Genomic DNA, 15,245 nt, shown 5'->3' with positions numbered 1-15,245 from the left:
GGAGGCAAGCGAACCGTAGATCGCGGCGGCCGGGATCGCGCACGTTGCGCGGAAACGAGCTTTGGCGCAGGCTGCGGATTCGGGACGGCACCAGCCGGGCGCGCAGATGCAATCCTTCCCCACCACCGGGAGAAGGTGCCGATGACGCTCGCCCACGCGTCGCCCCGAACCGATTGGTAACGGCCGAAACGCCAGCAACTGGAGCTGTTCGACGCATGAGATTCTTCCTTCTCCCGATGCTGGCGCTGCTCGCCGCCGCTCCTGCCCCCGCCCCCACTGCAGCCCCGGAGGCTAAATGGGAGCGCATCTTCGATGGCCGGACGCTCGCCGGCTGGACGCCCAAGATCACCGGCCGCGCCGTGGGTGAGGATCCGCTGAAGATGTTCACCGTGCAGAACGGCGCGATCCGCGTCTCGCACGCCAATTATCCGAAGTTCGAAGGCGAGTTCGGCCACCTCTTCTGGAAGGCGCCGCTCGGGGCCTATCGCCTCCGCTTCGAATATCGGCTGTTCGGCGAGTCGCTCCCCGGCATCAAGCCGTGGCAGGCCAGCAATTCCGGGCTGATGCTCCATGCGCAGGCGCCGGAGACGATGCAGCGCGACCAGGCGTTTCCGGTGAGCCTGGAGATGCAGCTGCTGGGCACGCCGCGCCCGACGCAGGAGCCGAGCGGCAATCTCTGCACCCCCGGCACCACCGTGGTGTTCGAAGGCAAGCGCGATCCGCGCCACTGCATCCTTTCCTCCTCGCCCTTGTTCCCGGTCGGCCGCTGGATGCGGGCCGAAGTGGAGGTGCTGCCGAGCGGCGAAATCACCCACTTCATCGATGGGAAGCCGGTGCTCCGCTATTCCGCGGCCGAGCTCGATCCCGAGGACAAGGACGCGCAGCCGCTGATCGCCGCGGCGGGGGGCAAGCTGGAGCTGCGCCGGGGCTATATCGCGCTGCAGAGCGAGGGCCATCAGATCGAATTTCGCAAGATCGAGCTGCAGCGGCTCGATTGACGCATCGGGAAGCGTGCGGATCATCCACAGTAAATTCCGCGTCAACCATGTCTTTACTTGGTTCGGTATACCCCGGTGCGGCAAGAATGCGCATCGACCGCTAGGCCGTCGCAGCGCTTTGGGGACTTATGCCGTTTGATTCCGCACAAATCGCCCGACTTGGGGGTAGCTGGGGGGCGATGGGTGCGCTGGCCGATTCGGACGGCAGCGGCAACCACGCCTGGCTCGCAAGCCTGAGCAGCGCGCTCGTGCCGATGCGCGACCTGGCCGACGCGATCCATTACATCTGCATGCTCCACGGGCGGCACCCGGGCGCGGTCGATCATGCATTGGGGCAGGCGCGCACGCCGCTCGAGCGTGACTGGATCGAGGCTGCGGCGGAGGCGTTCGTCGCCGAGCGCGCGTTCCTCGTCCGGCTCGCCGCCGCGGTGGGGCCGATGCCGAGCACCCCCGGCCAGGCCGAGTGCGAGGCAGTCGCCGCGGCGCAGCGGCACGCGCTCGACATGCTCGCCCAGTCCGATCGCGCGGGCTGCGCGACGGGGGCGGCGGTGGCGGTGGCGCTCGACTGGATCGCGGTTCGGGCGATGCTCGACAGCGCCGCGGACCGGCTGGGAGTGGAGGCCCCGGCCTGCACCCTGCCGCTCGCCGAAGAGACGGTGACCGTGGTCGACACGCTCGCACGCGAAGGCGCGATGGAGCGGGCGATGCTGTTCGGCGCGCAACAGGTGTTCGCACAGCACCGCGGGCTGTGGGACCTGCTCGAAGCCCGCGCGAGCGCCCGCGTGCTCCTGCTGGCCTGAGCCAATCGGGTTGCACCGGGCAACCCTTCTCCCCTATCCCGGCGCGCATGCGCTTCGAAGGCACGCAAAGCTATGTCGCGACGGAGGACCTGAAGGTCGCCGTCAATGCCGCGGTCACGCTCCGGCGGCCGCTGCTCGTCAAGGGCGAGCCGGGGACGGGCAAGACCGTCCTCGCCTATGAGATCGCGCATGCGCTGGGCGCGCCGCTGATCGAATGGAACGTCAAGTCGACCACCAAGGCGCACCAGGGGCTCTACGAATATGACGCAGTGGCGCGGCTGCGCGACGGCCAGCTCGGCGATCCGCGCGTGCACGAAATCTCCAACTACATCCGCCGCGGCAAGCTGTGGGAGGCGTTCACTTCGCCCCAGCTCCCCGTCTTGCTGATCGACGAGATCGACAAGGCGGACATCGAATTCCCCAACGACCTCCTCCAGGAGCTCGATCGGATGGAGTTCCACGTCTACGAGACCGGCGAAACGGTTCGCGCGGCCGAGCGCCCGATTGTCGTCATCACGTCGAACAACGAGAAGGAGCTTCCCGACGCCTTCCTGCGCCGCTGCTTCTTCCACTGGATCGCCTTTCCGGACCGCGAGACGATGCAGGCGATCGTCGACGTCCACTTCCCCGGAATCCAGAAGCTGCTGGTCACCAAGGCGATGGATATCTTCTACGACATCCGCGAAGTCCCGGGGCTCAAGAAGAAACCGAGCACGAGCGAGCTGCTCGACTGGCTCAAGCTCCTGCTCCACGAAGACATGCCGCTCGACGTGCTCCAGTCGCGCGACCCGGCTAAGGCGATCCCCCCGCTCCATGGCGCCCTGCTCAAGAACGAGGCGGACGTGATGCTGTTCGAGCGGCTGGCCTTCATGGCGCGGCGCCAGAACAAGGGGACCTAGATATGGCCGGGCGCTATTTCGACGAATGGCAGGTGGGCGACGAAATCGCGCACGCGCTGCGCCGCACGGTCACCGAGACCGATAACCTCATCTTCTCCACCCTCACCCACAACACCCAGCCGCTCCACATCGATGCCGAGGCGGCACGCGCGAGCGAATTCGGCCAGATCCTGGTCAACGGCACCTTCACCTTCAGCCTGATGGTAGGGATCACCGTGGGAGACACCACCGCGGGCACGCTGGTCGCCAATCTCGGCTACGACAAGCTGGTGATGCCCAAGCCGGTGTTCATCGGCGACACACTGCGCGCCGAGAGCGAAGTCGTGGAGGTCCGCCCGTCCAAGTCGCGCCCCGGCCAGGGAATCGTCACCTGGCGGCACAGCATGCACAACCAGCGCGACGAACTGGTATGCGAATGCCTCCGCTCAGCACTGCTGAAGCGCCGGCCAGCCTAGGGGCGTATCGACATTCAGGTCTAAGCGCGTCGGATCAGCCCATACCACCGTCACCCCGGACCTGTTCCGGGGCCCACCGGGAGACAAGGGGCCGGACAAGAGGCTACATGGCAGCCGGTGCGGCGAAGTGGGCCCCGGAACAAGTCCGGGGTGACGGTGTATTTTGGGAAATGAGGCCAAAAATCCAGATGCCGACCCGCCTCAGGCCTCCGGCTCGGGGAACACCGCCCCCCAGTCGCGCGCCATGCTGACGACGACGAAGCCGAGCTCCTCCGCCCGGTCGAGCGCTTCGGCGAGCGGACTCAGCCGGAATTCCCGGTCATAGGCGAACTCGCGGTCGGCATCGTCGTGGCGGAGCAGCAGCGCCAGCCGCGGGCCCGGGCCGGTATTGGCGTAGCGCATCATCGCCAGATCGCCGTCCGAATTGCCGAATGCCAGGATCGGGCGCCGGCCGATGTGGAGCGCAATATTCTCCACCTTCACTTCGCGATCGTCGAACGTGTCGAGCTCGGCCAGCTTGACCAGCTCGATCCGCCCGCCCTTCTCCGCCACGCGCGTGCGGACGCTCGATCCCACCACCTGATCGCGCGGCACGCCGTAGCGCTCTTCGGAAAAGGCACGGATCAGATCGATCCCGCCACCCGAGACGATGAACGTCTTGAAGCCGTTCGCGCGCAGAAAGGCGAGCAGCTCCACCTGCGGCTGATAGATCAGATCGGTGAAGCGCCGTCCCAGCTTGGGGTTCTTCGAATGCGCCAGCCAATCGCGCGCGTAGGCGTCAAACGCATCCTCGGTCATCCCCGCATGAACCGCGGCGGCGACTTCGAACAGCCCGCGCTTGCCCAGGTCCTTTATCGTGTCGAGGTCATGCTCGTAATAGGCCTTGAACGGCTGGCGCTTCTTGAGGTCCGGCTGCCGCGCGACGAGCGCCTCCAGCCGCTCGCGCGCGAAATAGAACTGCGTCTGCAGCGGCCGTTCGCACCACAAGGTCCCATCGTTGTCGAAAGTCGCGACCCGATCCTCAGGGCGGACGAAATCGGCGCCATCGGGGTCGCAGACCTTGCCCACGAACTCGAGGATCGCAGCCTTGCTTTCGCCTTCGCGCCACGAGGGGAGCGGATCGTTCATCGGTCGTCCTCCGGGGAGATCGAGCGAATTTAGACATGCGAGAGGCCGTTGTTGATCGGGAGGAACCCTGTTGCGCGCGGGTTGCGTCCCCGAGGTAGCGCTTGGAACGTCGGAATGGGTGGGACGGCAATCCTCCCCCGCCAGGGGGAGGTGGCGCGCGAAGCGCGACGGAGGGGGAGGACGCCATGACGGGCCGGTGTGCTGCCTCCCCCTCCACCGCTTCGCGGTCCCCCTCCCCCTGGCGGGGGAGGATTAGGGAACATCCGCAACAAGGACCTCAACTTCCGTTGCCAGCCTAAGCCACCTTGCGGTCGCGCGGCTCGGGGTTGGAGAACTCCATCTCCTCGTCGATGCCGCCGAACCTGAGCGCGAGCACGTCGCGCGTATAGTTCTGGTGGAGGCGCCACGGTTTGCGGCTGCCCTGACGCGGGAACTGCTCCATCGCGCGCTGGACGTAGCCCGAGGTGAAATCGAGGAAGGGCAGCGCCTCGACCGGCGCCCGCAGTCGGGGCGTCACCTGGCGCATCCCGCGCTTCTTCATGGCGTTCAGCAGCCGCGTGACATAGCCGGCCGTGAGATCGGCCTTCAGCGTCCAGCTCGCGTTGGTATAGCCGAACGAGATCGCCAGATTGGGCACATCCGAGAACATCATGCCCTTGTAGGTCATGTGATCGGACCATTGGATCGCGCGCCCGTCGACGGTGACGGGGATGCCGCTCATCAGCTGGAGCTCGAGGCCGGTAGCAGTGACCACCAGATCGGCCTCCAGCTCCCTGCCCGAGGACAGGCGGATGCCGGTTTCGGTGAAGCGCTCGATCGTATCGGTGACGACATCGGCGCGCCCTGCGCGGATCTCAGCGAACAGGTCCGCGTCGGGGACCAGGCACAGGCGCTGGTCCCACGGGTTGTAGCGCGGGGTGAAATGCGTGCCCACGTCATACTCCGGCCCCAGCTCCTGGCGGACCATGTCGACGATCCGCTCCTTCGCCTTTTCCGGGTGCTTGCGCGCGATCCGGTAGAAATACTGCTGGAGCAGCACGTTCTTCCAGCGGGTGACCGCATAGGCTGCCTTGGACGGCAGCCAGCGGCGGAGCCGGTTGGCGATGGCATCCTCCGAAGGGCGCGCGACGATATAGGTCGGCGAGCGCTGGAGCATGGTGACCTGCGCAGCCTGCTTCGCCAGCTCGGGAACGAGCGTGACCGCAGTCGCGCCGCTGCCGATCACGACCACGCGCTTGCCCGCATAATCGATGTCGTCGGTCCAGAACTGCGGGTGGACGATACGCCCCTTGAAGTCCGCCGCCCCTTCCAGATCGGGAGCATAGCCGCGGGCATAGTCGTAATAGCCGGTGCAGGCGAAAAGGAAGGAACAGGTGAAGCGCCGTTCCTCGCCGTCCTGCTCGACAATCAGCGTCCAGCGCGCCTCCTCGCTCGACCAGGCGGCGCTTTTGACGCAGTGGCCATAGCGGATGTGCCGGTCGATGCCGTGCTCGCGCGCCGTATCCTCCAGATAGCGCAGGATCGAAGGGCCGTCGGCGATCGCCTTGGCATCGGTCCAGGGGCGGAAGGAGAAGCCGAGGGTGTACATGTCCGAATCCGATCGGATGCCCGGATAGCGGAACAGGTCCCAGGTGCCGCCGAGCCGATCGCGCCCTTCCAGGATCACATAGGAGCGATCCGGGCTGTTCGCCTGAAGGTGATAGCCCGCGCCGATCCCCGACAGCCCTGCGCCCACCACCACCACGTCGAAATGCTCGCCCATCGGCCTCTCCGCCTTATGCTTACAGCAGTGTAAGTAGGCGTGACGGGGCGCGTCAACCGATCGGATAGCGAACGCGTCTTTGGTCCTCGTTCGCCCGGAGCTTCATCCCCGCTCGCCCTGAGCTGCATCCCCCGTTCGCCCTGAGCTTGTCGAAGGGCGTTATCGAGGTCTGGCCGGGAGGAGAGGCGCCCTTCGACAAGCTCAGGGCGAACGGGTTTTGATCCGGGAGGGATCGCCGAGACCAACACGAGCTCAATAATCGCGCGAATAGCGCAGGCTGACGCTCGATCCCGCGAAGGAGCCGGTCTGCGAGAGCAGGCTGAGGGTGCGCGAGAGTGCGATCTCCAGCTGGGTGGCGGTGAAGCCGCGCGCGTCGGTGATGATCTCTATGTAGATGTCGTCGGTGATGTATTTGCCCGCCGCGAGCGAGGTGCCGCGCCCGGTGGTGTCGTCGGCGCCGAGGATGCGCAGCCGATCGATCCCGGTCGCCGACTTGAGCTGGCCGAGCGGATTGAGCCCGCCGCCCGATGCGCTCAGCGAATTGACCGCGGCGGCGAGTTGGATCGCCTCGGTGGCGGAGAGATTGGTCACGTCGGTGCCGAAGAAGAGCCGCGCCAGCACTTCCTCCTGCGGCAGCGCGGGTGAGGAAGTGAAGGCGATCTGCGGCCGCTGGGCGGTGCCACTGACGTTGAGGATCGCAGTGACGCCCTCCGCCGTGGTGTTCGCGGAGATGTTGACCGTCGGGTTGAACATCTCCGCACCCTGGAAGCTGATGTCGCCGCGCGTGATCTCGAAGCGGCGACTGGCAAAGCTGTAGGTGCCGCGCACGATCTGGAGACTGCCGCGAACTTCGGGCGCGGAGGTGGTGCCGCGCACGAACACGCGCGCGCTCCATTCGGATTCGAGCCCCATGCCCGAGACGAAGATCTTGTTGTCCGCGACCAGCCGTATGTTGAGATCGAACTCGGTCGCCGGGCGGACGGGCTGCGTCGGACGCGGATTCGCCGCAGCTGCCTCGACTTCGCTCCGGCGGCGGATTCCGGTGAGCTCAGGCACCTCCGCGGCGCCCTGGCGGATGATCTCGTAGCGCGCTTCTGGAATGGTCAGCCGGCCTTCGATCCGCTGTACCTGGTTGTTCTTGGTGAGCGTGAGGCGGCCGGTGGCGGTGGCGCCCAGCGCCTCGCCGCGCGCGAGCTCGGCATTTTCGAGATCGACGGCGATGTTCATCGGATAGTTGTTCGCGGCGGAAAGGCCGATCCGGCCCTGTGCCTTCAGCGTCCCCTCCCCGGCCTGCGCAGTCAGCTGGTCGAGCACCAGTTCGTCGTCGTCGAAGCGCCCGTCGAGCTTCATGTTGGTGAGGCGGGTGCCGTAGGTTTCGTTGCTGTAGACGAGCCGCTCGCCGCGGACGACGCCGACGAGATGCGGCTGATCCAGGGTGCCCGAGAAATCGGCGGCGATGCCCAGCGGGCCGTCGAGATGATGGCCGGTCATGCCCGCCAGCGAGAAGGGCACTGCGGCCGGTCCGTTGTATCGGATGCCGCCGGAAAGGGGCGCGGCGAACAGCCGCTCGGTCCAGCTTCCCGCCGCCGGCCCCAGCGGACGCAGCGTCGCGACCAGCCGGCCGACGGTGGTGGTGCCGCGCTTGATGATCGCGCGCGCATCGCCGCCGTCGGGGAGCAGCTTGCCGACGAAGCTGATGTCGACCGGAGTCGAGACCATGGCGAGGCTGGACCGAGTGAACTGATCGATCTCCAGCCGCACGTCGGCGCTAGGGAAGGCGCCGGGATCGGGCTGGGCGAAGTCGAAGCTTCCGGTGGCCGTCCCGTCGAGGCCCAGGCCGGGGATGAAGCCGTTGACCACCGCCAGCTCGAGCTTGTCGATCCGTGCCTGGAGCACGGTGCCGTCGCCGTAGCTGCCCGCCAGCCGGACGGTGCCACGGTCGAAATCGACGCGGGTGGGGAGCAGCCGGTAGTTGCCGTCGTCGATCGCGATTCGCGCGGGCGCGGCGGTGCGGAAGCCGATGCCGCTGGCGTTGCCCTGGATCGCCGCGAGCCATTGGCCGGGCGCCAGCTGCGCGTTGACGCCGATCGCGAACGGCACCCCGGTCGAGCCGTTGGCGACCAGCTGCGCAGTGCCCGAGCCGCCCTGGTAATCGACCTTGGCACGCGCGGTCTTGAGCACGAATTCGCCGCGGCGCATGTTGGCGATCTGCGCATCGGCGACGATCTGCGGCGTATCGGCGAGGACGACACTGGCGGAGACGAGCGCGCGGCCGATCGTGAACTCGGTGTTGCCCGGGACCGTCGCGTTGCTGGCAGTGGCGCGCAAGTCGGCACGCTGGAGCTTGCCCTGCGCCGAAAGATCAGCGGCGCCGGCCACGCCCGAGCCCTGGAACTGCACCTGGCCCGCAAAAGGCCCCGCGGCGGTCTGCTGGATCCGGCCGGTGATGTCCATTCCGGCGAAACGTGCGGCTTCGATGTCGACTGCCATTCGCGCGCCGGTGCGGACCAGCACATTGGCGCTGAACGGCCCGTAATCGGTGCCGCCGGTGGCGCTCACCGCATAGGCCGATCCGCGCCCGCGTACCCGCGCCTCGAGGTTGACCAGCCCCACGCCTAGCCCCGGCCGTTCGGCACGAAGCAGCACTTGCGGGGCATTGAGGGTGCCGGTGACGCGCGCGGTCAAAGGACCATAGGCGGTAGAGACCGCGTCGGCGTTGATCAGGATCGGACCCGCGGGATCATAGCGCCCCGATCCCCGCAGGATGCGGAACTGCGGCGCGCGCATGCGGATGTCGGCCACGTCGATCACGCCGGTGGGGCCGAGCGTCACGCGCGCCGAGGCAGTGGCGTTGCCGCCCAGGAAATCGCGCACCGCCGCATTGGTGAGCCGCCGCGTCTCGGCCGCGACCCGGCCGCGGATGCCCCAGCCGCCGCCGCGCGGCGCGTAAAGCTCGGCATCGGTGCTGAGGTTGACCACCCCGACGCCGTTGATGGCGTAATCGTTGATCCGGCCCTTGAGCGCGCCGGTGTAGCGGCCCTCGCTCATGTCCGCGGCGATGATTGCGGTGGCGTCCACCCGGTCCGAGCGCAGTCGCAAATTATCCGAGAGGATCTGGTCGCCCGAGATCGCGAGATCGCCGTTGACGGTGAGATTGGTGACGAGCCCGCCGGCGGCGGCATTGAGCCCCGAGACACGCGCGGCGCGGGCGCGGACGGGGATCAGGATGCGGTCGGCATCCACCCGCGCCTGCCCCTCGGCATAGAGCTGCTCGGCGACGGTCTCGCCGAAGCCCAGCGCGGCCGCGGTAAGCTTGTAGTCGACCAGCGGCGTCGCGAAGGGGCCATTGAGCGCGATCGCGGCGCGCACCGATCGGCCGTTGAGGTTGGGTGCGATCGCGCCGGGGGTGAGCAGCATTCCCTCGGCACGCAGATTGTTGAAGCGATTGCGCGCGAGATCGAGCCCGCCCTGCATCTCCACCGAGAGCGCGCGCGAGCGCAGATGGAGCTGGCCGTTGGCCGCGCGGTCCTTCCACACCGCGTCGAGCGCGACGTCCAGCCGCGGCGAGGCGAGCCGCTCGACCGGGCCCCTCATGTAGAGGCCGGGATTGGTGGGACCGCGGACCTGGAAACGGCCGTTGTTGGCAGTCACCGCGAGGTTCGCCAGCTCGCCGCCGCCCAGAGTCGCCAGCGCCCGTCCCTTCCAGCTCGCCCAGCTCCCCTGACCGCCGACCGTAAGCGTCAACGGGCTCTCCAGCCCGGCGAGCCCCGCGACCAGGCCCTTGGCCGGCGCGTCGAGCCGCATATCGATATCCAGCCGGTTCGCCTCGGGCACCGCGTCGAGCTTGAGCGCGAGCCGATCCCCGCCCGCCACGCCCGGCGCAGTGATCGTCGCGGCATTGGCGTTGAGTTGCGCCCGGCCACCGGCGATGTGCGCATTGCCGCTCAGCCGCGCGAGGTGCCGCTGGCCGGTCACCGCGGGGGCAACATCGATCCGCGCGATCTCCAGCCGGCCCACGTCGATGTCGATGTCGGGCAACAGCGGCGCATTGGGATCGCCCGACGGTTTGAGCGCGGGCAGCCGCAGAACGCGCACCTCGGGGCTGGTGAGGCTGCGCACGTCGACATGGTTGCGCACAAAGGCGAACGGCCGCCAGTCGACCGCGATCTCGCGCGAGGTAGCGAACACGCCCTTGGCGTCCCTCACCTCCACATCCCGCAGCACCATCGCACCGTAGAGCGATCCGTCGATCCGCCCGACACGGAAGTTGAGCCCGGAAGCCAGCTCGAACTTGCCCAGCTGATCGGCGACGAAGCGGCGGCCCGGATCGGTGTTGATCCCGATCACCACCAGCCCGAGCAGCAGCACGATCGCGCCGAGCACGATCGCCCCCCATTTGACGATCCGCCGCCACAGCGGCGCGCGCGCCACCGGCTGGGGCGCGTCGATCGGTTCGGGCGGCTCGGTCGCCATCAGAACGCCTGCCCGATCGAGATGTAGAGCGCGACCCTCGATTCGTTCGGCCGCCGGTTGAGCGGCGTCGCGACGTCGACGCGGACCGGTCCGAAATTGGTGTAGAAGCGCCCGCCGATGCCCACGCCGAAGCGCAGGTCCTGCGCAGTGGGATAGATCCCCTCATAGACCTGCCCCGCATCGATGAAGGGCACGATCCCGAAATTGCCGAAGCGATAGCGCGCCTCGAGCGCGAACTCGTTGAGCGCCCGGCCGCCCACGGGCCGGTCGTCGGGCGCACGCGGCCCGAGTTCCTGATAGCCGAAGCCGCGCACCGATCCGCCGCCGCCGGCATAGTAGCGCCGCGACGGCGGAAGGTCGTTGCGCGCGATCCCCGGGATCGAGCCGACGCGGACCCGCCCGGCGATCACGATGTCGCGCGTCGCCGGATAATAAGCGGTGCCTTCGAGCATCAGCCGCGCATAGGGCCGCGCCGCGCCGCGCACCGAAGTCTCGGGGCTGACGTTCGCCTTGATGCGGAAACCACGCGTTGGGTTGAGCAGGTCGTCCGACGTGTCGTAGCCGACGAAGCTGGGCAGCGCCGCGATCAGCCAGGTGCCGCGATCGCGCTCGTTGGTCTCGTAATTCCAGCGGTCCTCGTTCGAACCGACCAGCTCGCCGCCGTAATAATAGGTCCAGCGCTTCTGCCAGATCGGCGTAGAATCGCGCGACCAGCGCGCCGACAGCGAACCCGTATAGGATTCATAGGCGGCATAATCCTGGTGGTTGATCGAGGCGCTGGCCTGGAAGGTCCGGTCGCGCTGCCCGGCGTTCGATCGGCGGAAGGTTCCCGAAATCCCCTGCTCCTGCGTGCCGAGCACGCCGCTCGCGATCAGCGCACCCTCGGGCGGGAAGAAGTTGCGGTGCGTCCAGCTCGCCTCCAGCCTGATCCCCTGGCCGGTGCTGTAGCCGAGCTCGCCGGCGAGCGTGCGCGGCCGCCCCGCGTTCTGGCGGACGAGAAGATTGACCACTTCGGTGCCGTCCGGATTGGTCTTGCCCGTCTTCACCGGCTCGACCGACACAGTGGAGAAAAGGCTCGTCGCGATCAGCGCATCGCGCAGATCGTCGACCATGCGGCTGTCGTAGAGCTCGCCGGGCTCGTAGCGGCGGAAGACGTTGAGGTGATCCACTTCGAACACCGGGCGGCGGCCCTGCGTCACGATCTCGCCGAAGCGCGCACGCGGCCCGAGCTCGATCGGCAGCGTATAGTCGCCGAAGTGCGTCCGCTCGTCGAGCAGGATGTCGCGGTCGCCCACGTCGATGAAGGGATAGCCCTGCTGCGGCAGGCGCAGCTTCACATTGGCTTCGGCGGCCTGGATCCGCGCCGCCTCGATCGGATCGCCCGGATTGAGGTTCAGCTCGCGATCGATCAGCCCCGCAGGAACGGTGGGGCCGCTCACGATCCGGACGCTTCCGATCCGGTAGAGAGGCCCCGGCGTGGCCGCGATCGTCGCGCGGACGTTGCCCGAGTTGCGCGGGTTCTGCTCGATCGTCGAGACTGCGGTGCCGTCGTAATAGCCCAGCGAGTGCATCAGCCGCACCGCAAGCTGCTCGTCCTCGCGCGCCCGCGCCGCGACCATCGCGGCATTTGCCGCCTTGCCGTCGCCGTCCTCGAGCGCGGAAAGGCCGCGGAACTCGTCGTCGAGGCCGATCTTGTCGAGCCCCTCGACAGCTGTGGTGTAACGGATCTGGCCCAGCTTCTCGTCGTCGACGCCTTCGATCGTCACCGTCTCGAGCTTGAAGGTGGAGAGCGGCGGCAGCGGCTGGGCGAATTCGGGCGATTCGGGCGGCGGCGGGGCGAAGCCCTCGTCCACCTGCTCCGTCCCGGGCGTCTGCTCCGTCCCCGGGATCGGCTGGACGGTTTGCGGTGTGGGCGGGACCGTTTTGGGCGGGACCGTCTGTGGTTGGCCGGGCTGCTGCTGGAAGCCCTCCATCGGCTCGAGCGGCGCGTTGATGTCGTCGCTGAGCTTGGGCAGCCCGGCCTCGAACGCTTCGTCCGAGACGATCGGCTCTTCCTGCTGCGTGGGCGTGGGGGTGGGCTCCTGCTGCGTGGGCGTGGGGGTGGGCGTGGGCGCCGGGGCAGCCGCCGGCGGCGGCGCGCCCTGCCCGGGCTTGGGGTCTGCGATCTGCGCAAGCGCGACGCCCGGCAGGATCGCCGATCCCGCCAGCGCGGCAATCCAGACCGCCTTGACCCCTTTGCCCACGCGCCTCCTCGGGAGCCGCGCTACAACCCCGGCCCTCTCGCCACCGTAACGATCCAGTCCGGCTTTGGCTCCGCAGCCGGACGAATCGCCCATGATTTCAGCGGCTAGCCCCATGCGGCTAAGCTATCCTCCATTCATTGCGAGGGTGCAATGAGACGAGGACAAATTACGGAGCTTCCTCGATCCCCCTCGATCACATCCCGTTCGTCCTGAGCCTGTCGAAGGGCGGCCATCCGCGAGCGAATGCAGTTGGGGAGCGCCCTTCGACAAGCTCAGGGCGAACGGAATTTTCGTATGCGATAGCCCTGCCGATCAAGGGGGAAGCAGTTTGGGCGGACACCCGCCCTAGCCGCCACGCGCCTTCGCCAGCGCGCGGAAGCGGTGCAGCAGCGGCTCGGTATAGCCGTTGGACTGCGCGACACCCTCGAACACCAGCGCCCGGGCGGCCTGAAACGCCAGGCTCGTCTCCTCGCGCCCCGCCATCGGCCGGTAGAGCGGATCGCCCCCGTTCTGCGCATCGACCTTCGCGGCCATGCGGCGCAGCGCGGCCTCTACATCGGCTTCGGTCGCCACGCCGTGGAGCAGCCAGTTGGCCATATGCTGCGACGAGATGCGCAGCGTCGCGCGGTCTTCCATCAGCCCTATGTCGTGGATGTCGGGCACCTTCGAGCAGCCGACCCCCTGATCGATCCAGCGCACGACATAGCCGAGGATCCCCTGGGCATTGTTGTCGAGCTCGCGCGCGATTTCCTCCGGACCCCAGTTGCGCCCGCGCGCCACAGGAATCGTGAGCAGCGGCGCGAGACCGGGCACCGCCTCCGCCTCCCCCGCGATCTCGCGCTGACGGGCGAACACGTCGGTCTGGTGATAGTGCAGCGCGTGGAGCGTGGCTGCGGTGGGCGACGGCACCCAGGCGGTGTTGGCGCCCGCCATCGGATGTGCGCCCTTCTGCGCGAGCATGTCCGCCATGCGATCCGGCGCGGCCCACATGCCCTTGCCGATCTGCGCGCGCCCCGAAAGCCCACACGCCAGCCCGATCCGCACGTTGCGATCCTCATAGGCCTGGATCCAGGCGCTCGCCTTCATCTCGCCCTTGGGCACCATCGGCCCCGCGCGCATGCTGGTGTGGATCTCGTCCCCGGTGCGATCGAGGAAACCGGTGTTGATGAAGACGATCCGATCCTTCACCGCCTGGATGCACGCGGCGAGATTGGCCGAAGTGCGCCGCTCCTCGTCCATCACCCCCATTTTGATCGTGTGGCGATCGAGCCCGAGCAGGTCCTCCACCGCGTCGAACAGTCGATCGGTGAAGCCGCATTCCTCGGGCCCGTGCATCTTGGGCTTGACGATGTAGATCGATCCCGCGCGGCTGTTACGGAAGCGACCGAGGCCGCGAAGGTCGTAAAGCGCGATCGTGCTGGTGACGATCGCGTCCAGCACGCCCTCGGGCGCCTCGCTCCCATCGGCCAGCAGTACCGCAGGCGTCGTCATCAGATGCCCGACGTTGCGCACGAACAGCAGCGCGCGGCCGGGGAGCGTCACGTCGCTGCTGCCCGGCACCTGGCAGCTGCGATCGGCCTCCAGCCGGCGCGTGAGCGTCTTCCCGCCCTTCTCGAAACGCTCCTCCAGATCGCCGCGCATCAGCCCAAGCCAATTGGCATAGGCCGCGACCTTGTCCTCGGCATCCACCGCGGCGACCGAATCCTCGAGGTCGACGATCGTGGTCAGCGCAGATTCGAGCAGCACATCGGCAATGCCCGCCGGATCGCTGCGGCCGATCGGATGATCGCGATCGATCACCACTTCGACGTGCAGGCCGTGGTGGCGGAACAGCAGCGATTCGCCGCGATGCCCGACGAACTGGCCGGGATCGGCCAGCGGCAGATCGCCCGAGGTGAAGTCCGCCCACTGCATGCCCGTCAGCGGCACCGCCTGATCGAGGAATGCCTTGGCGCGCGCGATCACCTGCGCGCCACGCTCCGGGTCATAGCTGCCCACCGCAGGCGCCGCGCCCAATACGTCGGTGCCGTAGAGCGCATCGTACAGACTGCCCCAGCGGGCGTTGGCTGCATTGAGCAGAAAGCGCGCGTTGAGCACCGGCACCACGAGCTGCGGCCCGGCCATCCGCGTGATCTCGTCGTCCACCCCGGTCGTACCGATGCCGAAGGGTGCGGGCTCGGGAACGAGATAGCCGATCGATCGCAGGAACGCCTCCTGCTCGGCCGGATCGGTCGCGCGCGCCGGCTCCTCGGCACACCAGGCATCGATCTGCGCCTGGAGCGCGTCGCGCCTTTGCAGCAATGCGCGATTCTCGGGAGCGAAGCGCGCGAAGATATCCGCCGCACCCGCCCAGAAGTCCTCGGCGGCGATGCCGAGCCCAGGCAGCACTTGCCCCTCGACGAAGCGCGCGAGCACTTCGGCGACCTTCAGACCGGCGCGATCGGTGTAAGCGGGCATGAATACTCCTCCTGGCAAGCGTCACTCATT

The 15,245-nt window shown here is 67.9% G+C and carries 9 protein-coding genes; 4 read left to right on the top strand and 5 right to left on the bottom strand.

Annotation, left to right across the window (positions count from 1 at the left end):
- Nucleotides 1-215: 215 nt before the first annotated feature.
- The 4 genes from ACMGDH_RS17280 (at nt 216) to ACMGDH_RS17265 (ending at nt 3,152) form a co-directional block, all read left to right on the top strand.
- Nucleotides 216-998 (top strand): 3-keto-disaccharide hydrolase, encoded by a 783-nt coding sequence (locus ACMGDH_RS17280; protein ID WP_436829224.1) that lies wholly within the window; start codon nt 216-218, stop codon nt 996-998.
- 179 nt (nt 999-1,177) lie between these two features.
- Complete coding sequence (locus ACMGDH_RS17275) at nt 1,178-1,798, top strand: DUF6975 family protein (RefSeq protein ID WP_436829223.1); 621 nt, start codon at nt 1,178-1,180, stop codon at nt 1,796-1,798.
- A gap of 47 nt (nt 1,799-1,845) precedes the next feature.
- On the top strand, nt 1,846-2,697 hold the full coding sequence (locus ACMGDH_RS17270) for an AAA family ATPase (protein ID WP_436829222.1): 852 nt from the start codon (nt 1,846-1,848) through the stop codon (nt 2,695-2,697).
- Between the two features lie 2 nt (nt 2,698-2,699).
- On the top strand, nt 2,700-3,152 hold the full coding sequence (locus tag ACMGDH_RS17265; protein ID WP_436829221.1) for a MaoC family dehydratase: 453 nt from the start codon (nt 2,700-2,702) through the stop codon (nt 3,150-3,152).
- Between the two features lie 201 nt (nt 3,153-3,353).
- On the opposite strand, the gene ACMGDH_RS17260 is transcribed toward ACMGDH_RS17265, so the two are convergent.
- From ACMGDH_RS17260 to ACMGDH_RS17240, 5 genes are all read right to left on the bottom strand, one after another.
- Complete coding sequence (locus ACMGDH_RS17260) at nt 3,354-4,280, bottom strand: HAD family hydrolase (RefSeq protein ID WP_436829220.1); 927 nt, start codon at nt 4,278-4,280, stop codon at nt 3,354-3,356.
- A 295-nt stretch (nt 4,281-4,575) separates the two neighbouring features.
- Nucleotides 4,576-6,042: a flavin-containing monooxygenase gene (locus ACMGDH_RS17255; protein ID WP_436829219.1), complete on the bottom strand. Its 1,467-nt coding sequence runs from the start codon at nt 6,040-6,042 to the stop codon at nt 4,576-4,578.
- Between the two features lie 252 nt (nt 6,043-6,294).
- Nucleotides 6,295-10,515, bottom strand: a complete 4,221-nt coding sequence (locus ACMGDH_RS17250) for a translocation/assembly module TamB domain-containing protein (protein WP_436829218.1) — start codon at nt 10,513-10,515, stop codon at nt 6,295-6,297.
- Complete coding sequence (locus ACMGDH_RS17245) at nt 10,515-12,758, bottom strand: autotransporter assembly complex protein TamA (RefSeq protein WP_436829217.1); 2,244 nt, start codon at nt 12,756-12,758, stop codon at nt 10,515-10,517. Before ACMGDH_RS17245 ends, ACMGDH_RS17250 begins: the two co-directional genes overlap by 1 nt.
- 345 nt (nt 12,759-13,103) lie before the next feature.
- Nucleotides 13,104-15,215, bottom strand: a complete 2,112-nt coding sequence (locus ACMGDH_RS17240) for a malate synthase G (protein WP_436829216.1) — start codon at nt 15,213-15,215, stop codon at nt 13,104-13,106.
- Nucleotides 15,216-15,245: the final 30 nt, after the last annotated feature.

Source organism: Sphingomonas radicis (genome assembly GCF_051400635.1).
Lineage (GTDB): Bacteria > Pseudomonadota > Alphaproteobacteria > Sphingomonadales > Sphingomonadaceae > Sphingomonas.
The sequence above is the reverse complement of the archived record's forward strand: the minus strand, read 5'-3'. Positions and strand labels throughout refer to the sequence as shown.

Bases quoted from the DNA above. Each gene is read 5' to 3' on its own strand.
- ACMGDH_RS17280 (WP_436829224.1), top strand. From the start codon at position 216: ATGAGATTCTTCCTTCTCCCGATGCTGGCGCTGCTCGCCGCCGCTCCT.
- ACMGDH_RS17275 (WP_436829223.1), top strand. From the start codon at position 1,178: ATGGGTGCGCTGGCCGATTCGGACGGCAGCGGCAACCACGCCTGGCTC.
- ACMGDH_RS17270 (WP_436829222.1), top strand. From the start codon at position 1,846: ATGCGCTTCGAAGGCACGCAAAGCTATGTCGCGACGGAGGACCTGAAG.
- ACMGDH_RS17265 (WP_436829221.1), top strand. From the start codon at position 2,700: ATGGCCGGGCGCTATTTCGACGAATGGCAGGTGGGCGACGAAATCGCG.
- ACMGDH_RS17260 (WP_436829220.1), bottom strand. From the start codon at position 4,280: ATGAACGATCCGCTCCCCTCGTGGCGCGAAGGCGAAAGCAAGGCTGCG.
- ACMGDH_RS17255 (WP_436829219.1), bottom strand. From the start codon at position 6,042: ATGGGCGAGCATTTCGACGTGGTGGTGGTGGGCGCAGGGCTGTCGGGG.
- ACMGDH_RS17250 (WP_436829218.1), bottom strand. From the start codon at position 10,515: ATGGCGACCGAGCCGCCCGAACCGATCGACGCGCCCCAGCCGGTGGCG.
- ACMGDH_RS17240 (WP_436829216.1), bottom strand. From the start codon at position 15,215: ATGCCCGCTTACACCGATCGCGCCGGTCTGAAGGTCGCCGAAGTGCTC.